The sequence below is a fragment of the Altererythrobacter sp. C41 genome (assembly GCF_016803135.1).
In the GTDB taxonomy this organism is placed as follows: Bacteria; Pseudomonadota; Alphaproteobacteria; order Sphingomonadales; family Sphingomonadaceae; genus Pelagerythrobacter.
The window spans coordinates 134,633-154,274 of sequence record NZ_JAEVFE010000001.1 but is presented as its reverse complement, the minus strand read 5'-3'; the positions used below and the strand labels follow the sequence as shown (position 1 = coordinate 154,274).

The following is a 19,642-nucleotide window of genomic DNA, read 5'->3' as shown; positions in this document are numbered from 1 at the left end:
CCAACGTCTTGCGGCGATCCTTCCACGGACCGTCCGCCCCGCCAACCCCCGCTAACTCAACCGGTCGCGAAAATCTTCGTAGTCAAAGCTCTTCACCCGCTCGAGCGCGTCGGTGTCGCTGTCCCACAGCCAGATCGAGGGCAACTGGACGCCGTTGAAGGTGTTGGTCTTCACCATCGAATAGTGCGCCTGGTCGAGAAAGGCGATTCGGTGGCCGGGCTCGCACGGCACCGGCAGGCGGTAATCGCCGATCACGTCACCCGCGAGGCAGGACGGCCCGCCGAGGCGGACGGGATCGCCTTCGCCTGCGGCCTCCTCGTGCAGCATCGCGGGGCGGTAAGGCGCCTCGATCACGTCCGGCATGTGGCAGGTGGCAGAGATGTCGGTCACCGCGAGCGGCATGCCGTTCCACATCGAATCGAGGATCGTTCCCACGAGGATCCCGGCATCGAGCGCCACGGCTTCGCCCGGCTCGAGGTAGATCTCGGCCCCGGTATCCTCCTTCGCATCACGCAGGAACTCGACGAGTTCCTCGCGCTGATAGTCGGCGCGGGTGATATGATGTCCGCCGCCCATGTTGATCCACTTGAGCTGCCCGAACCAGGGCTCGATCGCGTCGAACACCGTGTCCCAGGTGCGCCGGAGCGGCTCGAAGTCCTGCTCGCACAGGTTGTGAAAGTGGATACCGTTGACCTGCTCCATGATCTCGGGCGTGAGCTGGTCGATCGGGAAGCCGAGCCGCGAGCCGGGCGACGAGGGATCGTAACGCGGCACGTCACCGCAGGGGCACAGCGGATTGATCCGCAGCCCCACGTCGAAGTCCTGCCCGCTCGCCAGCGCCTGCTCGAGGATGAGCGCCGCGCGCTCGAGCTGGCCAGGCGAGTTGAAGATCACGTGATCCGAAAGGCGGCAGACTTCCTCCAGCTCGTCCGGCTTGTAGGCCGCCGAATAAGTCGCGATCTCACCGTCGTAGAACTCGCTCGCCAGCCGCGCTTCCCACAGGCCCGAGGTGCACACGCCGTCGAGATATTCGCCGACGATCGGCGCGACGCTCCACATCGAGAACGCCTTGAGCGCGGCGAGCACCTTGATGTCCGCCGCATCGCGGATATCGGCAAGCACCTGCAGGTTCGCGCGCAGCTTCGCCGCATCGACGACGAAGGCTGGGCTGTCGACACGGTGAAGGTCGAAATGGGCGAACGCGCCCGGATCGCCGGCTCTGGTTTCCATCGGCTCAGGAACCTTTCGGATAGGCAGTCGCGGACGCTTGCGTTGCGCCCTCGGCAAGCGGAACCACTTCGCGCAGCAGCGCGGCGAAGAACAGGCCGGGCTCCTCGAACATCGGCATGTGCGCCGAATGCTCGAACCAGACCAGTTCCTTGGAAGGCGCCTGGACCTCTTCAAGCCACTCGGCCGCGACGGGCGAAGGCACGGTATAGTCGTGCCGCCCGAGGAGGAACACCAGCGGCACCTCGACCCGATCGACCTCCGCGAAGCTGACATCGGCGAGGCGAGGCCAGAGCGTCGTCACCGTGAAGACACTGCCCTCGCCCCACGCCTTGCGATCCGCTGCGGAGTAAAGCGGCGACAGGCGCGGCTGGTGGAAATACAGCGTCTCCGCGGGCGGGCGGTTGTAGAGCAGCGACCCGTACGGCATCGCGTACTTGCGCCAGCCGTCGGCCTGATCGATCGTGAACGGGCCCGCCATCGGATAGGGTGCGAGCGCATCGATCGCGGCGACCGCTTCCTCGTCGCCCGCAGCCAGCGCCTTGGCCCGCGTCCAGGCCATGCCGACTTTCTCGCCTTCGCGAAAATCGATGCCCTGCCCGACCCCGACATAGGCGTGGAGCAGGTCGGGCCGCTCCAATGCAACCGCCAGCCCCACGAACGAGCCCCAGCTATGCCCCATCAGCAGGACCTTGCGCTTGCCATAACGCTCCTGCAGCAGCTCGATCAGTTCGATGGCGTCGTCGCGGTAGCGCTCCAGCGTCATGGTCGGCGCGAGCGCCTCCTGCGGGTTCAGCGGATAGGACCGTCCGGCACCGCGCTGGTCGTAATGGACGACGGTGAAGAAGTCCTCCCACGGGCGCTGGAACGTCCAGGCGAACGGCATCTCGACCGCGCCCGGCCCGCCGTGGACGAAGACCAGGATCGGGTTGTCGCGGTCGGTCCCGCGAACGTTGACGACCTGCTTCGCGCCGCCGAGCGTGGCGACGAAGGTTTCCTGGACGCCGTTCGGCGTCACGATCCGGTTCATGTCCGCGATGATCTCGCGCGCCGGAGCGTAGGGATCGCTCGCGGGCTCGGCCGCCGACGCTGGAAGGCAGAATGCGGCCACCAACGCCGCAGCCGCGGTCAGAACGGCTTTGATCACGATCAGAAGCCTACCGGTCCGTCGAGCTCCTTCACGTTCCAGGGCAGGCCGTGGTCGTTCAACATGTCCATGAAGGGATCCGGGTCGAATTCTTCCATGTTGAACACGCCCTCGCCCTTCCATTTGCCCTGCAGCACCATGGCGCTGCCGATCATGGCGGGGACGCCGGTGGTGTAGCTGACGGCCTGGTTGCCGGTCTCCTCGTAGGCATCCTCGTGGTCGCAGATATTGTTGATGTAGAACGTCTTCTCACCCGATCCGTCGAGCGCCTCGCCGGTCGCGATGACGCCGATGTTGGTCTTGCCCTTGGTCGTCTCGCCCAGCGTCTCCGGCTTGGGCAGGACGGCGGCGAGGAACTGGAGCGGAATGATGTCCTTGCCCTGATAACGGATCGGCTCGATCGCGGTCATGCCGACGTTCTGCAGCACGGTCAGATGCGTGATGTACTGGTCGCCGAAGGTCATCCAGAAGCGCGCGCGCTCCAGTTCGGGGACGAACTTCGCGAGGCTTTCCAGCTCCTCGTGATACATCATGTACATGTTCTTCGGGCCGACCGCCTCGAAGTCGAACTCGACCTTCTCAGACATCGCGGGAGTTTCGACCCACTGGCCGTTTTCCCAGTGGCGCGCGGGCGCGGTCACTTCGCGGATGTTGATCTCCGGATTGAAGTTGGTCGCGAAATGCTGGCCGTGGTCGCCGCCGTTGCAGTCGAGAATGTCGAGCTGGCGGATGGTCTTCAGCTTGTGCTTCTTGAGCCACATGGTGAAGACGCTGGTCACGCCCGGATCGAAGCCGCTGCCCAGCAGCGCCATGATCCCGGCGTCCTTGAAGCGGTCGTGGTAGGCCCACTGCCACTTGTACTCGAACTTCGCCTCGTCCTTCGGCTCGTAGTTCGCGGTGTCGAGGTAATCGACGCCAGCCTCCAGGCACGCATCCATGATCGGCAGGTCCTGATAAGGAAGCGCGAGATTGACCACCAGGCTCGGCCCGATCTTGCGAATCAGGTTGACCATCGCCGGAACTTCCTCGGCGTCGATCTCGTAAGTCGAAACCTCCTGGCCGGTGCGCTGCTTGACCGATTCGGCGATCGCATCGCACTTGGCCTTGGTGCGGCTCGCGAGGTGGATTTGGCTGAAGATGTCGGGGTTCATCGCCATCTTGTGCACGCAGACGGAGCTGACCCCGCCCGCACCGATTACCAGCACTTTCGACATAGTTACTCCGCTTCTCTTTCGCTCGAGCCCCTGCGTGGACTCCTGAATGCTCGCTCACATAGGGAAATGCGCTAGCAGGGCAACATGATCCAGGAACCGATTCGAACGCCCACTCGAGACGGTGTGCTGCGCGCCGCCGCGAAGATCGCGGAAATCCTCCCGCCCACGCCGCTGCTGCCATTCGACATCGAGGGCACGCGGCTATGGGCCAAGGCGGAGGTGCTGCAGCCGATCGGCGCGTTCAAGATCCGAGGCGCCTGGCACCGGCTGAGCGACCTGAGCGAGGAGGAGCGCGGCCGAGGCGTGGTCGCGGTCTCCAGCGGCAATCATGCACAGGGCGTCGCCTGGGCGGCACGGCGGCTGGGCATGAAGGCAACCATCGTCATGCCGCGCGATGCGCCGAAGGTGAAGCTCGAGGCGACCCGTGCGCTCGGGGCCGAGATCGTGCTCTACGACCGGCCGGGCGAGGACCGCGACGAAGTCGCCGCGCGCGAGGTCGAGCGGCGCGGCGCGGTGCTGGTCCACGCCTTCGCCGATCCGTGGGTGATCGAGGGTCAGGGCAGCGCGGGCATCGAGATTACCGAACAGCTTGGACGGGAACCGTTCCGGATCGTCGCACCCTGCGGCGGCGGCGGCCTGAGCGCGGGGCTCGCCCTCGCCTGCCCTTCCTCCCGCATCGTTCCGGCCGAGCCCGTGGGCTGGGACATGGTCGGGCAGAGCCTGGCGGCGGGCGGGATCGTCCGCGCCGCGCCCGATGCGCCGGCGACGATCTGCGACGCGCTCCAGCCCACGGCCAGCGCGCCGATCGACCTCGACGTCCTGCGCGGCAGGAGCGAGCCCGGCGTGGCCGTGACCGACGACGAGGTTCGCGCCGCGCAGCGCTTCGCCTTCGCCCGGCTCAAGCTGGTGGTCGAACCGGGCGGCGCGGCCGCGCTGGCCGCCGTTCTTGCGGGGAAAGTGCCGGCCGTGGCGGATACCGTGGTCATGCTCACCGGCGGCAACTGCGATCCGGCGAGCTTCGCGCAGACCATCGCCGGATAGCGGCGCGCGGCGCCGGGGTTTGACATCGCCCCCTCCCCGTCGCAGTCTCGCGCCGGGTCGGCTGAGGGGGAATTCACGATGCAGGCACAGATACTCGCACCCGCCGCCGTTCTTGCGGCCTGGACGCTCGTCATGCTCGTCTGGGTGGCCGCGACCCGGCTGCCGGCGCTCAAGCAGATCGGCGGAATGGCCAATGCCAAGCCGGGCGGCCGCGGGCAGGATCTGGAAGGCGTGATCGACGACCGGATCAACTGGAAGTCGCACAACTACACGCACCTGCTCGAACAGCCGACGCTGTTCTACGCCGTCGTGGTCATCCTCGCGATCATGGGCCCGCATGCACACGATGTGCTGTTCGCCTGGGCCTATGTCGCGATCCGCGTGGTCCATTCGATCTGGCAGGCGACGGTCAACAAGGTGAACGTGCGGTTCCTGCTGTTCATTCTCGCGACTGCCTGCCTGATCGTCCTGACGATCAGCGCGCTGGCGCTGACGCTGTTTGCCGATCCGGGAGTCGCCGTATGATCGGCATGGCGATCCTCCAACCGCTCGTTGCGCTGATGGCGTGGATGATGGTCATGTGGCTGTGGATGTATGCGACGCGCATTCCGGCGATGAGCCGCGCCAAGATCGACCCCGACGCGATGACGCGCGATCCAGAGGCGTCGCTCGATCGTGTCCTGCCGCCGCAGGTGCAGTGGAAGGCGCACAACTACAATCACCTGCACGAAGCACCGACCGTGTTCTATGCGGTCGGCCTGGTCCTTGCGATCATCGGCCAGGGCGACGGGATGAACGCGCTGCTCGCGTGGATCTACGTCGGCCTGCGGGTGATCCATTCGCTGGTGCAGGCGACCGCGAACAAGGTGATGGTGCGCTTCGTGCTGTTCGCCCTGTCGAGCCTGGTGCTTATCGCCTTGATCGTCCACGCGGCGATGGCGGTGTTTGGGCTGAGTTAACCTGATCCCCCGCGAAGACGGGATCCAGGCCGCTGACTCCACAGGCGGCATGAGGTCCCCGCCTGCGCGGGGACTTCGGATTCACTCCGCCGCTTCGGCCTCGTGCTTCGCGAACTCCAGCGTCGCGAGGAAGCGTTCGGCGTCGAGGGCGGCCATGCAGCCCGTCCCCGCCGCCGTCACCGCCTGGCGGTAAGTGTGGTCCATCACGTCGCCGCAGGCGAAGACACCGGGAATCGCGGTCTTCGGCGTGCCCGGTTCGACGATCAGATAGCCGCTCCCGTCCATCTCGAGCTTGCCCTTGAAAAGCTCGGTCGCAGGCGCGTGGCCGATGGCGACGAAGGCACCGTCCACTTCCAGCTTCGAGGTCTCGCCGGTCACCGTGTCCTTGAGCACGAGGTGCGTCAGGCCGCCTGCAAGCGGATCGCCTTCGAAGCTCTCGACCGCCTTGTTCCAAAGCGTCGAGATCTTGTCCGATTTGAACAGCCGTTCCTGCAGTATCTTTTCCGCGCGCAGTTCGTCGCGGCGGTGGATCAGCGTGACGTCGTCGGAATGGTTGGTCAGGTAGAGCGCTTCCTCGACCGCGGTGTTGCCGCCGCCGATCACCGCGACTTTCTTGCCGCGATAGAAGAACCCGTCGCAAGTCGCGCAGGCCGACACGCCCTTGCCGCCCAATTCCTGCTCGCCGGGAACGCCGAGCCACTTGGCCTGCGCACCGGTCGCGATCACCAGCGTGTCGCCGATGTACTCGTCGCCGCTGTCGCCGATGGCGCGGAAGGGCGGGCCCTTGTCGACCTCGACCGAGACGATCGTGTCCCACATCATCCGCGTCCCGACATGCTCGGCCTGGGCCTGCATCTCCTGCATCAGCCACGGGCCCTGGATCACGTCCTTGAAGCCGGGATAGTTCTCGACGTCGGTCGTGATCGTGAGCTGACCGCCGGGCTGGAGGCCCTGCACCACGATCGGCTCCATCATCGCGCGCGCACCGTAGATCGCGGCCGAAAGGCCCGCGGGGCCGGAGCCGATGATGAGCATCTTCGTGCGGTGGATAGCCATGCGAGATTTCCGTTCCGATTGAATAACGATCCGACCCTCAGGTGGGTCAGGCTTCGACGAGATGCAAGCGCAGCGCCTCACGCCGGGCTTCGTCTACCTCCAGCACATCGGTGAGGAAGGCGTCGAGCGAGCCGTGCGCCTCCTCCACAGCTTTGCGCATGGCGTGGAGATAGCGCGCGTCGACCCCCATCAACACGCGGATCGTCTCGTCGTCGACCGCGCCGTATTTCGCGCGGATCGTCTCGCCGCCCGCGGCCACGCGCGCCTCGATATTGCCGGCCGTGTTGGTGAGGAGAAAATCCTCCATCGCATCGGCCGGATGAACGCCGAGGGCATGGTGAAGCAGCGCCACCGCCATGCCCGTCCGGTCCTTGCCCGCGAGGCAGTGAACGAGGCTCGCCCCGCCCCCTTCATCGGGCCCTCGCGCGAGGGTGGCGAAATACTGCCGCATAACCCACAGCACCGGCTCCCGGTTGGGCAGGTTGCGGTAGATGCGCTCCATCGCCCGATGCGCCCCTTCTCGCGTCAGTACGCCGCCCGCGGCTTCCACATGCGGGGCGAGATTGGCGGTCTCCCCCTCGTAAGCGATGACTTCGGCGCAAAAACCGTCTGCCCGCCGGCAGGGATAGCTCTGCCGTTCGCTTACCCCGCGAAAATCGATTACGTGCCGGAGCCCGAGCGCGTCGATCTTCGCGAGATCGGCATCGCTCGCCCCGACATGCTGGCCGGAACGGTAGAGCAGTCCGCTCCGCAGACGCCCTCCGCCCGCCACTGCATAGCCGCCGTAGTCGCGGAAATTGTGCACGCCTTCCAGCGCGACGACGCGTTGTTGGTCCATGGAACGAGGCCCTGCCATCTCACCCGGCGCGGCACAAGCCGGTGTCAGCGCTCCGCTTCGCGTCCCGCGAGATCGGACGTGAAGCTCTCCGTCCAGCGCTGGACGTTGTCGTTGGCGACCGTCTCGATCATGCCTTCCCACCGGCGCCGGCGTTCCTCGAGCGGCATGTCGAGTGCGGTGTGGATCGCGTGCGAGAGGTCGTCGGGGCTGTGCGGGTTGACGAGAACCGCGTCCTTCAGTTGCAGCGCGGCCCCGGCGAAGCGGGACAGGATCAGGACGCCGGGATCCTCCGGATCCTGCGCCGCGACGTACTCCTTGGCGACGAGATTCATTCCGTCGCGCAGCGGCGTCACCAACCCGATCTTCGCCGCCTGGTAGAACCCGCATAGCTCGGCCAGTGTGTGGCCCCGGTTTACGTAGCGGATCGGCACGATGTCGACTTCGGTACGCGCACCATTGATCTGGCCGATCTTCTGTTCGAGCGTGGCACGGATGTCCTGGTAGGATTCGACGTTCTCGCGGCTCGGCGGTGCGATCTGGATGAATACGAGATCGCGCACGCGCTCCGGATAGTTGTCGAAGAAGCGCCCGATGCCGTCTATCCTCTCCGGCAATCCCTTGGAATAGTCGAGCCGGTCGACGCCGATCATAGCCGTGCGCCGCCGCGTGCTCGACAGCAATCGCTGCGCGGCCTGCCTGGCCTCGCCGGTGTCGGCCTGCGCCCGCACATGATCGTAGTCGATCCCGATCGGATAGGCGCGCGCGACGGTCTTGCGACCTTCATAGGTGATCGTCCCGGTCGCCTCGTCCACCTCGGCGCCGAGCGCCTTCTCGCAGTAATGGACGAAACTCTCGAGCCATTCCTCGGTCTGGAAGCCGATCAGGTCGTACTCGAGCATCGTCTGCACCAGCCGCTCGTGGAACGGCAGCGAGACGAACAGCCGCGTCGGCGGCCAGGGCGTGTGGAGGAAAAATCCGATCCGGTTCTTCAGCCCTCGCGAGCGCAGGCGCGCGCCGAGCGGGATCAAATGATAGTCGTGGACCCAGACGAGATCGTCAGGCTCGATCAGCGGCGCGACACTGTCGGCAAACCGCTCGTTGACCCGTTCGTAGCCCCTGCCCGTCTCGCGTTCGTATTCGGTCAGGTCGAGGCGGAAGTGGAACAGCGGCCATAGCGTGGAGTTCGCATAGCCGTTGTAGTATTCCTCGACGTCCTGATGCGGCAGGTCGACCGTAGCCGTCGTCACGCCGCCGCTACGCTGGACGTTCAGATTGCCGCTGAACTCTTCGCACTCCTGTCCGGACCAGCCGAACCAGATGCCCCCGTGCTTCTTGAGCGCCGCATTGAGCGCGCCCGCCAATCCTCCCTGGGCGCCAGCGGCCCCTCGAGCTTTGGGGACGGCAACGCGATTCGAGATAACGACGAGACGACTTATCGCACTTCACTCCACGGTTTGGACAAAAGGCCGGCGCAGTTGATTATCCCTACAAGCGAGTAGGTCTGGGGGAAGTTCCCCCACAGTTCGCCAGTGTCGAAATCGAGGTCTTCCGAGAGCATTCCGGAGGCTGTGCGATGGGACAGCATCGTCTCGAACAGGCCGCGCGCCTCCTCGTCGCGGCCGGCCATGTGGAGCGCCTCGATCAGCCAGAAGGTGCAGACGTTGAAGGCGGTTTCGGGCAGTCCGAAGTCATCCTCGCTGGCATAGCGCAGCATATGCTCACCGCGGCGAAGAGCCTTCTCGATAGCGGCGAAGGTCGTGCGGAAACGCGGATCGTCGGGCCGCAGGAACCGCAGCTCGACCATCTGCAGCAGACTCGCGTCGAGATAGTCGCTCTGGAAGCTGGCGCCATAATGGCCGCCATCCTCGCTTTCGACCCAGGCCTCGCGCTCGATCCGGTCGTGGATCGCATCCGCCCGTTCGCGCCAGAGCTTGCGCCGGTCTTCCCGGCCGAGATGCGCCGCGACGTTGGCCAGGCGATCGCAGGCGGCCCAGCACATGACGGCGGAGTACGTGTGGACCTCTTGCCGGGTGCGGAACTCCCAGAGACCGGCATCGGGCTGGTCGTGCATCTTCCACGCCATCTCGCCCACTTTCTCGAGGCTGGCGAAGTCGTGTTCGTCGGCCATGCGCAGCAGCCGCCGGTCGAAGAACGCCTGCGCGGTCGGCATGACGATCTGGCCGTAGCAATCGTGCTGGACCTGGAAATAGGCCGCATTACCGACACGCACCGGGCCCATTCCCCGATATCCGGCCAGATGAGCCGCGGTGCTTTCCTCGAGCATGCTGTCGCCCATCACCGAATAGAGCGGCTGAATCTGCCCGCCATGCGCCGAATCGACGATGTTGCGCAGGTACGAGAGATACTTCTCCAGCACGTCGAGCGCGCCGATCCGGTTGAGCGCCTGAACGGTGAAGTAGGAATCGCGGATCCAGCAATAGCGATAATCCCAGTTCCGCTCGCTGTGCGGCGCTTCGGGTATCGAGGTCGTCAGCGCGGCGACGATCGCGCCGGTCTCCTCGTGCTGGCACAGCTTCAGCGCGATGGCGCAGCGGATCACCTCGTCCTGCCATTCGAGCGGAATGTGCAGGCCGCGGACCCACAGGGTCCAGTACTTGCGCGTCTGCTCGTCCATCTGGCGCAGCTCGGCCCGCAGGTTGCCGGAGAACGGCTCGTCCGGGCCGAGGAAGAAGTGCTGGTCGCTCTCGACCCGGTAGCTCCGGCCCGAAAGGACATAGCCGACCGGTGCGTCTGTGCTCAGGCGCATGGCCTGCCCGCCGACGAGATAGCGGATGTGGTTCGTGCCGTTGGTGGTCTCGGCGAGCTGCGCGCCGTAGTCGCGCGCCGGACGCAGCATGACCTTCATCCGCGGCGTGCCCGCAACCGGATGAACGATGCGAACGTAGGCCACCGGGCGGTACATGCGTCCCGAGCGCTCGAAACGCGGACAGAAGTCGCGGATCTCGACCGCGCTGCCGTCCTCCGCCTCCAGACGGGTGACCAGGATCGGCGTATTCCGCTCATAGTGCTGGGTGGCCGAAACCTGCCCTTCGAGTTCGAAGCGCCATGCGCCGAGATCCTGCCGGTCGCCGTTCAGCAGCGAGCAGAACACCGGGTCACCGTCCACCCGGGGCACGCAGCCCCAGACGAGCGCGCCCTTGGTGTCGATCAGGCCGCTGACCTGGCAGTTTCCGATGGGCCAGAGTTCGAGCGAGGCTTGGTTCGGATCGGTCACAGGCTCAACCATTCATAGACGGCGGAAACGTGGGGCAGGCGATAACGTGCCGTAGTGGGCGTGCGGTCGCCGACGAGGATGCCGAAGCCGCCGGCTTCCTCGCAGGCCGCCATGCCGTCCTCATCGGTCACGTCGTCGCCGATGAACACTGGCAGCGCCCCGGCGAAAGGCGACAGCGCGAGGAAAGCGCGGACCGCCCCGCCCTTGTCGGCACCGGTCTGCGTAAGCTCGACCACGCCCTTGCCGGGCTTGATTGCCAGTTCGAAACGCGCGGCGACCTCGTCGGCCAACGTTCGCGCCAGGTCTGCGCGCTCCGGGCGCGTTCGGTAATGGAGCGCGGCGCCGTGAGGTTTTGCCTCCAGCATCAGGCCGAACTCGCGAGCGCCGGTGCGCAGGGCATCCAGAGCCTCGGGCGCCATCGCGACAGCGGGTTCTCCCAGCGCCATCCCCGCAGCGTCACGGCGCGCCGCACCGTGGGAGCCCGCGCATGCAATGCCGTCGATCGGGCAATGCCCGCCGAGGTCTTCCAGCGAACGGCCCGAGATCAGGGCAAGCCGCCCGTCGAGCCGCTCCGCCAGAGTGCGCAACCGGCTGCCAAGGTCGGGCGGTACCACGATCGCGCCCGGCGTATGGGCCAGATCAACGAGCGTGCCGTCGAAGTCGAGAAACACCGCGATCTCGCGCTCGCCTGCCAGCCGATCGAGCGGGGGCGGCGGAGGAAGGTCGATCGCATCGCTCATCCGCGCTGCCTCTTACCGGTGCGGCGCGCGAGGTCAAACGTGAATACGACTTCCCGGTGGCGCGACCCAGGCGCGCCGCGGCAGGGCGTTTTCCTGCGGAGAGGGAACGACCACCTCGTAGCTGTCATCCCAGCGAAAGCTGGGATCGCTTGCCCTGAGCTCGATCTGTGCGGCACCCGATCCCAGCTTTCGTTGGGATGACGGACAGCTCACACGGATTCACGCGGCCTACGCCGTCAACGACAGCATCCGGCGGCGCGAACGCGCTTCTTCGGCGACCAAGCGGCTGCCGCAGAGTTCAGCCTCGCGCCAGATGGCGTCGGCGTTTGCCGGCACCGCCGCCAGTGTCGCTTTCGCTTCGAAACACGCGAGGCGGAGGCGGTCGCTGGGGTGGGTCCTGCCGAACCGCTCGGCCAAATCCAGCGCCTCGGCCCCGCCCATTCCCACGGCCAGGCGCAGGAATACCTCGGTCGAAGTCGGATTGAGCACGCCTGTTACGGTGTCCGCCTCGACGTCGAAACCGTACTGATCGAACCAGCCTGCGGACGGCTCCGCAGCGACCACGTTGAGTGACACGGATAGGCTTTCGGGCGGCAACTGGCGGTGAACGTCGCGGTGCGCACGGTAATGCGTCAGCTTGCCAGGGCTGAGAGCACTGCGCTCCACGAACTGTAGACCCGCCGTCTCGCCGCATCGACCCGCAACCGCTGCGTAGTCGTATTCGTAGTAGTCGCTGCGATAACCGGGGCCAAAGTAGCCGATGGTCAGGAAATCGAAGTTGTGATCGTGCGGGATGCCGTAGACGAAGCTGCGAGCCCCGCTCGTGCGGACAGCGTGATCGCGCTCCGACGGCCATACGTTCGCGCGCAAGAAGAAGCCGTTCCGCATGCCCGAAAGTACGATCGCCTGCGGCCCGTAGGCACTCTCCGCCTCCTGACGCGCAGGACCGGCGACGAGTTGCGTCACGATGCGGTCGCCGAGAAAGGTCGCGTTGTTGCCGAGGCGGCGGAGCCACCGGGCCGCATGCATCAGGCTATCTTCCTCGCGTGGCTCGAAACCGGCCGCGTCGATCGCGTGAACCGCCTCTTCGAGCGAGCAGGAGGCAAGGTCCTCCCCTTCGATTAGGCGAGGCACGGTTCACACTCCGCGCGCGCAAGTTGCGGGTATCGGGCGAGCAGATCACGGCGCAGCGCTCCGGCGGGACCGTGCAGCGGATCGGCCGCGTCGCGCGAGATGCCTGACAACTGCCGGAAGCCTTCCGCGCTGTCGAGCGCGAGGCATTCGCGCAGCGCCTGCCAACGCAGGCTCTCGCTGCCCGTCCGGGCCAGGCGAGCGATCGCGGGCGCGGCATCGCGGCGTTGCATCGCGCCGAGCACCGCCAGCATCAGCTCCTGCCGGCTCTCGCGGCATTCCCCTGCCGCCCGGTGCAGCAGTGCGCCGTCAGCGAGACGGTATTCCACGCTCGGCAACGGCGTGGCGGCCGGACGCGAAAGGCGCAGCATGACCAGTCTTCCCTCGACCCGGTCGACAAGCTTCGTCTCCTGCAATCCGGAAAAGGAGAGGCACGAGCCAGCAGCGATGCGGATGCCGCTGCAGGCCAGCTCCGCCTTGTCCGGACGACCGCCCGTAACTGTCACGCGCCGCGCCTGCGCCGCGCCCGCCAGGCAGATCTCATGCCGCTCCCCATCGGTGAAGCATACCGAATCCGGTGCGGTCCCGCTCTCAGGCGGAGCGTACTGCAGCAGCGAGAGCGTCGCCCTGCCCGACTGCGCGAGCTGGAGCATGGCGAGGCCATCGACATACTGATGCCGGAACGGGACATGGCCGAACGGGTTCTCGCGCAGCCCCCCGATCATCCCGCCCATCAGCCGTCCTATGAGCCTGCGCGCAACCCCGATCTCCGATACGAGCGCCCCGAGCGGTGCGCAGTCGGCTAGCGCCGCGCCCTCTCCGTAGCGCTCGAGGGCCTGCAACACCGTCGCCGTGCCGGGCTCCGCCAGCCATGCGGCCTTGACGCGCTCGAGCCGCGCCTGCGCGTCGCGCTGCAGAGCGCCGTCGCTCCGCAGCGCTGCGGTCGCCGAATCGATCCGCATCGGCGCGCCCTCAGAAGAGCCCCAGCGTCGGTTCCGATACCGTCTCGTAGAGATAGACCATGATGATCACCACGCGGTCGTCGGAGGCAGCGGTGGCCGCGTCGGACAGACTGCCGAACATGCCCGCGGCTTTGTCCAGGGCCGGCAGCGACGAAAGGTCGATTTTCGGAAAGTTCACAGTGGCATCCCCTGATGACGCGAACGCGATTCCGCCCGCATCGAACGGATGGCGCGCCGACCCGGCTGCGGGAAATTAGAACATTGAAATGCGGCGCCGCTGCCGTAGAGCGCTGCCATGGCCAGCGACCTGCCGCCCTTCGATCCCGCCACCGCAGCCGCCTTCATGCTGCAACACGGCCACCCCGGATGGCTCGGCATGCACTATGTCGCGCACGGCGCGGACTGGGTGGAACTTGCCCTTCCATGGCGCGAGGATCTGGTGGGGGAGACCGGCAGCGGCATCCTCGCCACCGGGCCGATCGTCAGCCTGATGGACATGGCGTCCGGCATGGCGATCTGGACCAGGACGAGCGAATTCCTCGCGATCGCAACGCTCGATCTCCGGGTCGATTACATGCGGCCGGCGCGCAAGGGTGCGGCGGTCAATGGACGGTCCGAGTGCTACCGCCTGACGCGCTCCGCGGCGTTCGTCCGCGGCATCGCGCATGACGGCGATCCGGACGATCCCGTGGCGCACATCGCCGGGGTGTTCATGTCGATCGGAGGACGCCGCGATGAGCGACGCTGACCTTCTCGCCGCTGTGGAGCGGGAACTGCCCGCCTATGCCCGCTCGCTCGGGATCACAGTCGATTCGATCGACGGCGGCTCTCCGGTCCTCGTCGTACCGTTCGGCAAGATCGTCGAGGGGCGGCCGACGGTCTTCCATGGCGGCGCCACCAGCGGATTGCTCGAGAACGCCGGCTACGCGGCCTTGCGTGTCGAACTTGCCCGCGCGGGACGCGAGCAGCGGCTGAAGCCGATCAACGTTACGGTTCAATTCCTGAGCGCGGCAAAGAGCCGCCCGACTTACGCGCGCGGCCGAGTGCTACGCCTGGGGCGGCGCAACGCGAATATCGAAGTCGAGGCATGGCAGGACGACCGCTCGCGGCCGGTCGCGACGGCCGTGATGAACGTCCTGATGGCGGCGCCGGAGGACGGCAGCGGGGGCTAGCATCACCACTTCGTAATCCCAGCTTTCGCTGGGATTACGGACCTGTTTGCGCGTTCACCAATCTTACCGCGGCGAGGATTCCTCAGGGGGCGGGTCGCGCGGGCCGGTGCCGGGTTCGAGCGCCACGCCGCCCTCGTCGAGCCGCACGTCCACCGGCACGCCTCCCACGTCGGTCGAGATGACCACTCCGTTGTCCCTGATCTGCAGGCGCGAGCCGTCTTCGCCCAGCGGTATGTCGCCGATTTGCGGCACGTCCTGCGGCTGCACGGGTCCGCTGGGGTCCGGGCTCGGCGTCGCCCTCGGGCGGACAGGTGCGCGGGCCTCGCCCAGCGCCTGGCGCATGAAATCACGCCAGATGCGCGCCGGCAGCCCGCCGCCGTGAATGCCTGCGAGCGGCGAATTATCGTCGTTGCCGATCCATACGCCAACCACGAGATCGCCTGCATAGCCGACGAACAGCGCGTCACGGTTGTCCTGGGTGGTCCCCGTCTTGCCGTAGTTTGGCGCGCGCAGCATGGCGACGCGGCCCGTGCCGCGGTTGATCGCGCTGCGCAGGAGCTGTTCCATCTCCTCATGCTTGCGGCGCGAAAGGCTTTCCGGCCCGTCCCACAACCACGCGAACCAGCCTGGCTCCCCCTCGACGAAGGCGTGAGGACGGACGGGAAAGGCGTTCCCCGCAACGCCGGCATAAGCCGCCGTCAACTCCATCAGCGTCATCGTCGACGTGCCGAGCGCAAGGCTCGGATCTCCGGATGCGAGCGGCGAAGTGACGCCAAGGCTGCGCGCAGTGTCGATCACCGCCTCGTCGCCCACGAGGTTGAACAGCCGCACTGCCGCGACGTTGCTGGAGCGGGCGAAGGCCTGCTCCAGCGTCAGGCTATCGGAGTAATTTCCTGCGGCGTTCTGCGGTCGGTAGCTGCCGGTTTCGAATGCGGTGTTGTCGATCCGGTCCTCCGGCGTCATCCCGGCTCGGAGCGCGGCGAGATAGACGAACAACTTGAAAGTCGAGCCGGGCTGCCGCCGCGCCTGCGTCGCGCGGTTGAACGGCGACTTCTCGTAGTCACGCCCGCCGATCATCGCCACGACCTCGCCATTGGTCCGCATCGCGACGAGCGCGACTTGCGCCTGTCCCAGCGGGGCACGCGCGACCACGTCGCGGGCAATGCCCTGAAGGCGCGAATCGAGCGTGGTGGTGATCGTCTGCTCCGCGTAGCCTCCGCCGGTAAGCTTGCGCGCGGCGGGCAGCGCCCAGTCTGCAAAGTAGGTCCCGGTCGGCAGCTCGTTGCGCGTGCGTACGTCGAGCCGCGGGGTCGGCAGGCGTCGCGCCTCGGCTTCGGTCAGGTAACCGGCGTCGACCATCGCGCTGAGGACGAGCCGCATGCGCTTCTCCGCGAGATCGAAATTGCGCGTCGGCGCGAGGCGCGAGGGCGCCTTGAGGAGCCCGGCAAGCATGGCCGCCTGCTCGGGTTTGAGATTCTCCGGCTGACGGTAGAAATAATGGAGCGAGGCAGCGCGCAAACCGTAGGTGTTGTCGCCGAAATAGGCGTTGGAGAGATAGCGTTCGAGAATCTCGTCCTTGCTCAGCCAGGCCTCGAGCCAGAAGGCGATCAGCGCCTCGCGCGCCTTGCGGGTCAGGCTCTGTTCGGGTGTCAGGAAGGTGAATTTGGCGAGTTGCTGAGTGATCGTGCTGCCGCCCTGCGTGGAGCCGCCGGTCACGTTCGACCAGGCGGCGCGCGCGATGCCGCGTGGGTCGATGCCCCAGTGGCTGTAGAAGCGGCGGTCCTCGATCGCGAGGAACGGCTCGATTACATGGGCCGGCAGCTCCGCGACTTCGACCGGCTCGTCCACGACAGCGCCGTTCCGGGCGATCGGCGTGCCGTCGGCGGCCAGCAGGGTGAGTTGCGGCGGCGCGATCGGCTCGAGCGAGCGCGAAAGCGGCGCAGTGACGGCCAGCCAGCCGACCAGCAGGATGAAGACCAACAGCGCACCTGCGAAAATCCGCACGGCCCAGCGCCACCGGCGGCGCTTCTTTTCGCGCTTCGGCTCGTCGTCGATGTAGCGGTCGAGCTCTTCCAACCGCTCCGCCCATGGGTCGGCGGGCGCGTCCTGCAGGGAATAGTATCCGGGGTCGGCCGGTTCGCCGCCGCCGCGCCGCTCGCGCGAAGTCCAGGGGAGAATACGATCCATCGTCTGCTGTGTTAATTACTTAACACAGTGACGTCGCATCGCAAGCGGTCAGGTGCCCGAGACAACGCTCTCCGGCAGATCCTCGCCGAAGACGCGCTGGTAGTATTCTGCCACCAACATCCGTTCGGCCTCGTCGCACTTGTTGAGGAAGCTGAGGCGGAAGGCAAAGCCGACGTCCTTGAAGATGGCCGCGTTCTCCGCCCAGGTGATGACCGTGCGCGGGCTCATCACCGTGGAGATGTCGCCATTAATGAAGCCTTGCCGGGTCAGGTCGGCCACCTTGATCATGTCGGCGATGGTCTTGGCATCGGTATCGGGATTCTTCGCGGCCACGATCTCCTGCTCGGTCTCCGCCGGCAGGTAGTTGAGCGCGACGACGATGTTCCAGCGGTCCATCTGCCCCTGGTTGATCGCCTGCGTGCCGTGGTAGAGCCCGCTGGTGTCGCCGAGGCCCACGGTGTTGGCGGTCGCGAACAGGCGGAAATGCGGATCGGGGCGGATGACGCGGTTCTGGTCGAGCAGGGTGAGCTTGCCCGCCTGTTCCAGCACGCGCTGGATCACGAACATCACGTCGGGCCGGCCGGCGTCGTATTCGTCGAACACCAGCGCGACCGGGTGCTGCAACGCCCAGGGCAGCAGGCCTTCGCGGAACTCCGTCACCTGCAGCCCGTCACGCAGCACGATCGCGTCACGGCCGACGAGATCGATGCGGCTGATATGCGCGTCGAGGTTGATGCGGATGCACGGCCAGTTGAGGCGCGCGGCGACCTGCTCGATGTGAGTCGACTTGCCGGTGCCGTGGTAGCCCTGCACCATCACGCGGCGGTTGTGCGCGAAGCCGGCGAGGATCGCCATCGTCGTGTCGGGATCGAACACGTAGGCGGTGTCGATGTCTGGCACGCGCTCGTCCGCCCTGGAGAAGGCGGGCACCTTCCAGTCGATGTCGATGCCGAAGGTCTCGCGCACATCCACCTCGGTGTCCGGCGCGGCCATCACGGTCTTGTTCGAGGCTTCGAAGCTCTTGTCGGTCATGTCGTTCATCTCGGGCGCGGTGCCTATACGCGCGGGGGAGCGGCTGCAAGCACGCTTGCGGCGAGATTTCATTCCGGCGGGGCAACGGTATATTGAACTCATGCCGCCGCCCCGCCCGACCGACCATATTCGCCAGGAACTGGTCCGCCGGGTGCGCGCGACGTTCAACGAGGAAGGCCAGCGGCCCGTTCCGCCGTCGGACGAGGCGCTGTTCGCGAAGGACACGCCGATTCGCCTGGTCCATGCCGATGTCGTGGCGATGATGGTCGGCGGCATGCGCAGTCTGCTATTGCAGATGCTCCATCCGCACGCGCTGCAGGGCGTGCTCGATCATTCGGACTTTCGCGCCGACATGCACGGCAGGCTGCGGCGCACCGCGCGGTTCATCGCAGTGACCACCTTCGGCCACCGCGACGATGCGCGAGCGGCAATCCAGCGGGTCAATCGGATCCATGAACAGGTGAGCGGCACCCTGCCCGACGGCACCCCCTACTCCGCGCGCGATCCGCGCACCCTCGCCTGGGTGCATGTGGCCGAAGCGACGAGCTTCCTCGCCGCCTATCTGCGGCTCGTCCGGCCCGACATGCCCAATAGCGCGCGCGACGAGTACTACCGCCAATTCGCGGCCATCGCGCGGGCGCTCGGTGCGGACCCCGTGCCCGAAAACCAGCACGAAGCCGAGACGATCTTCCGGGAGCTGCGCGGCGACCTGCGCGGATCGCCGGAAGCGCGCGAGGTTGCGCGACTGGTCCTGACGCAGCGGCCGGAAGGCGCGCCGGCAGGCTTGCAATCCATGCTCCGGACCGAGGCGATCGCGCTGCTGCCGCCATTCGCGCGCTCGATGCTGGGGCTGGACCGGCCGGGCCTCGAAGCGATCCCGGCGCGCGCGGCGACCTGGGCCATTGGCAAGACCCTGCGCTGGGCGTTCCGGCAGAACTAGGCGAGCTTGGGCGGCAGGCCGAACATGCTCGCGTAGCGCAGGGCCAGATCGCGGTCGCCCTCGATCGAGAGCCCTACTCCGCGCTCCAGTTCCTCCCACGCTACTCCCGCATAGAGCCCGCCAGCGATCACCGCCGCAATCGGCGCGCGGAAGATCGCATCGGCTTGGTCGGGATCGCCGCGCCGGATCGGCAACGTACCCTGCCCCGGTTCGGCGATGAAGCCATCGTCGCCGATGGCAAAGCCGATCGTGCCCTCGATCTCGCCAATCCGCGCCTTGTCGACCATCGTGCGCATCGACAGCATCAGCGAGACGTTGGAGAGCGGTAGCGTCGGGTCGTGTGCGCTCGATTGTGCGGCCCACCGCCCGGCTTCCTGGATCAGGGGCTCGGCGGCATAGCCCCACTCGGTGAGCTCGTAGACCTGCGCCTTCACCGGCGGCGGCAACTGGCGGCGGACGAGAACGCCCGCCTCCTCCAGGGAGCCCAACCGCTCGGTCAAGACCTTGGCGCTGATCCCAGGCAGACTCGCGCGGATGTCGGAGAAGCGCCGCGCGCCGAGCATCAGTTCCCTGACGATCAACAGCGACCACCGCTCCCCCACCAGCTCCATGGCGAATGCGGTGCCGCAGGCGTCGCCATACCACTTTCCGTGCACCTTGGTTTCATTTTGTAACTTCATGGTTGCTTTTTGTAACTGAGTCGTTCAGAAAATGCAAGTTCCGATTCGCCCCGAGCGAAAAGGCGACGCGAAAACCGAGAG

20 protein-coding genes are annotated in these 19,642 nt (G+C 66.6%); 6 read left to right on the top strand and 14 right to left on the bottom strand.

The annotated features are described in order from the left end of the window. Positions 1–51: 51 nt before the first annotated feature. Genes JNO53_RS00670 through JNO53_RS00660 form a run of 3 tightly spaced genes read right to left on the bottom strand, consistent with a single transcriptional unit; the run spans position 52 to position 3,588 of the window. Positions 52–1,230, bottom strand: a complete 1,179-nt coding sequence (locus JNO53_RS00670; RefSeq protein ID WP_203106865.1) for a carboxynorspermidine decarboxylase — start codon at positions 1,228–1,230, stop codon at positions 52–54. 4 nt (positions 1,231–1,234) lie between these two features. Beyond that, positions 1,235–2,374 (bottom strand): alpha/beta fold hydrolase, encoded by a 1,140-nt coding sequence (locus tag JNO53_RS00665; protein WP_203107898.1) that lies wholly within the window; start codon positions 2,372–2,374, stop codon positions 1,235–1,237. A 2-nt stretch (positions 2,375–2,376) separates the two neighbouring features. Beyond that, positions 2,377–3,588 carry a saccharopine dehydrogenase family protein gene (locus JNO53_RS00660; protein ID WP_203106864.1) on the bottom strand — a complete coding sequence of 404 codons (1,212 nt, stop codon included), beginning with the start codon at positions 3,586–3,588 and terminating at the stop codon, positions 2,377–2,379. 84 nt (positions 3,589–3,672) lie between these two features. Between JNO53_RS00660 and JNO53_RS00655 the strand changes: the two genes are divergently transcribed. The 3 genes from JNO53_RS00655 (at position 3,673) to JNO53_RS00645 (ending at position 5,588) form a co-directional block, all read left to right on the top strand. After that, positions 3,673–4,629 carry a threonine ammonia-lyase gene (locus JNO53_RS00655; protein ID WP_203106863.1) on the top strand — a complete coding sequence of 319 codons (957 nt, stop codon included), beginning with the start codon at positions 3,673–3,675 and terminating at the stop codon, positions 4,627–4,629. A gap of 78 nt (positions 4,630–4,707) precedes the next feature. Further along, positions 4,708–5,154 (top strand): MAPEG family protein, encoded by a 447-nt coding sequence (locus JNO53_RS00650; protein ID WP_203106862.1) that lies wholly within the window; start codon positions 4,708–4,710, stop codon positions 5,152–5,154. Further along, positions 5,151–5,588 (top strand): MAPEG family protein, encoded by a 438-nt coding sequence (locus JNO53_RS00645; protein WP_203106861.1) that lies wholly within the window; start codon positions 5,151–5,153, stop codon positions 5,586–5,588. The genes JNO53_RS00650 and JNO53_RS00645 overlap by 4 nt, the downstream gene beginning before the upstream one ends. Before the next feature lie 81 nt (positions 5,589–5,669). Here the strand turns inward: JNO53_RS00645 and trxB are convergent, their stop codons facing one another. The 8 genes from trxB to JNO53_RS00605 form a co-directional block, all read right to left on the bottom strand. After that, positions 5,670–6,644 carry a thioredoxin-disulfide reductase gene (trxB, locus tag JNO53_RS00640; RefSeq protein WP_203106860.1) on the bottom strand — a complete coding sequence of 325 codons (975 nt, stop codon included), beginning with the start codon at positions 6,642–6,644 and terminating at the stop codon, positions 5,670–5,672. 46 nt (positions 6,645–6,690) lie between these two features. After that, entirely contained in the window at positions 6,691–7,482 is a 792-nt protein-coding gene (locus JNO53_RS00635) for a tyrosine-protein phosphatase (RefSeq protein ID WP_203106859.1), read from the bottom strand. A gap of 44 nt (positions 7,483–7,526) precedes the next feature. After that, a complete protein-coding gene (locus JNO53_RS00630; protein WP_203107802.1) occupies positions 7,527–8,918 on the bottom strand; it encodes a trehalose-6-phosphate synthase in 1,392 nt (463 codons plus the stop codon). Beyond that, the gene (locus JNO53_RS00625; protein WP_203106858.1) at positions 8,915–10,729 is read right to left on the bottom strand and encodes a glycoside hydrolase family 15 protein; all 1,815 of its coding nucleotides are present in this window, start codon (positions 10,727–10,729) and stop codon (positions 8,915–8,917) included. Before JNO53_RS00625 ends, JNO53_RS00630 begins: the two co-directional genes overlap by 4 nt. Further along, positions 10,714–11,457, bottom strand: a complete 744-nt coding sequence (gene otsB / locus JNO53_RS00620) for a trehalose-phosphatase (RefSeq protein ID WP_203106857.1) — start codon at positions 11,455–11,457, stop codon at positions 10,714–10,716. Before otsB ends, JNO53_RS00625 begins: the two co-directional genes overlap by 16 nt. 228 nt (positions 11,458–11,685) lie before the next feature. After that, positions 11,686–12,591: a transposase gene (locus JNO53_RS00615; RefSeq protein ID WP_203106856.1), complete on the bottom strand. Its 906-nt coding sequence runs from the start codon at positions 12,589–12,591 to the stop codon at positions 11,686–11,688. Continuing rightward, positions 12,579–13,550, bottom strand: a complete 972-nt coding sequence (locus tag JNO53_RS00610; RefSeq protein WP_203106855.1) for a hypothetical protein — start codon at positions 13,548–13,550, stop codon at positions 12,579–12,581. The genes JNO53_RS00615 and JNO53_RS00610 overlap by 13 nt, the downstream gene beginning before the upstream one ends. A 10-nt stretch (positions 13,551–13,560) precedes the next feature. Further along, entirely contained in the window at positions 13,561–13,728 is a 168-nt protein-coding gene (locus tag JNO53_RS00605) for a hypothetical protein (RefSeq protein ID WP_203106854.1), read from the bottom strand. A gap of 117 nt (positions 13,729–13,845) precedes the next feature. Between JNO53_RS00605 and JNO53_RS00600 the strand changes: the two genes are divergently transcribed. Continuing rightward, positions 13,846–14,298, top strand: a complete 453-nt coding sequence (locus JNO53_RS00600; protein WP_203106853.1) for a PaaI family thioesterase — start codon at positions 13,846–13,848, stop codon at positions 14,296–14,298. Beyond that, positions 14,285–14,722, top strand: coding sequence for a PaaI family thioesterase (locus JNO53_RS00595; protein WP_203106852.1), 438 nt, complete (start codon positions 14,285–14,287; stop codon positions 14,720–14,722). The genes JNO53_RS00600 and JNO53_RS00595 overlap by 14 nt, the downstream gene beginning before the upstream one ends. Positions 14,723–14,785: 63 nt before the next feature. Here the strand turns inward: JNO53_RS00595 and JNO53_RS00590 are convergent, their stop codons facing one another. Together JNO53_RS00590 and cobS are read right to left on the bottom strand one after the other, a co-directional pair. Then, on the bottom strand, positions 14,786–16,909 hold the full coding sequence (locus JNO53_RS00590; RefSeq protein WP_203106851.1) for a transglycosylase domain-containing protein: 2,124 nt from the start codon (positions 16,907–16,909) through the stop codon (positions 14,786–14,788). A gap of 48 nt (positions 16,910–16,957) precedes the next feature. Further along, entirely contained in the window at positions 16,958–17,950 is a 993-nt protein-coding gene (cobS, locus tag JNO53_RS00585; protein WP_203106850.1) for a cobaltochelatase subunit CobS, read from the bottom strand. Between the two features lie 91 nt (positions 17,951–18,041). On the opposite strand from cobS, the gene JNO53_RS00580 reads away from it, so the two are divergent. Beyond that, a complete protein-coding gene (locus tag JNO53_RS00580; protein WP_203106849.1) occupies positions 18,042–18,881 on the top strand; it encodes an oxygenase MpaB family protein in 840 nt (279 codons plus the stop codon). Here JNO53_RS00580 and JNO53_RS00575 read toward each other — a convergent pair. Beyond that, the gene (locus JNO53_RS00575) at positions 18,878–19,561 is read right to left on the bottom strand and encodes a winged helix-turn-helix transcriptional regulator (RefSeq protein ID WP_238401525.1); all 684 of its coding nucleotides are present in this window, start codon (positions 19,559–19,561) and stop codon (positions 18,878–18,880) included. The genes JNO53_RS00580 and JNO53_RS00575 overlap by 4 nt on opposite strands. Positions 19,562–19,642: the final 81 nt, after the last annotated feature.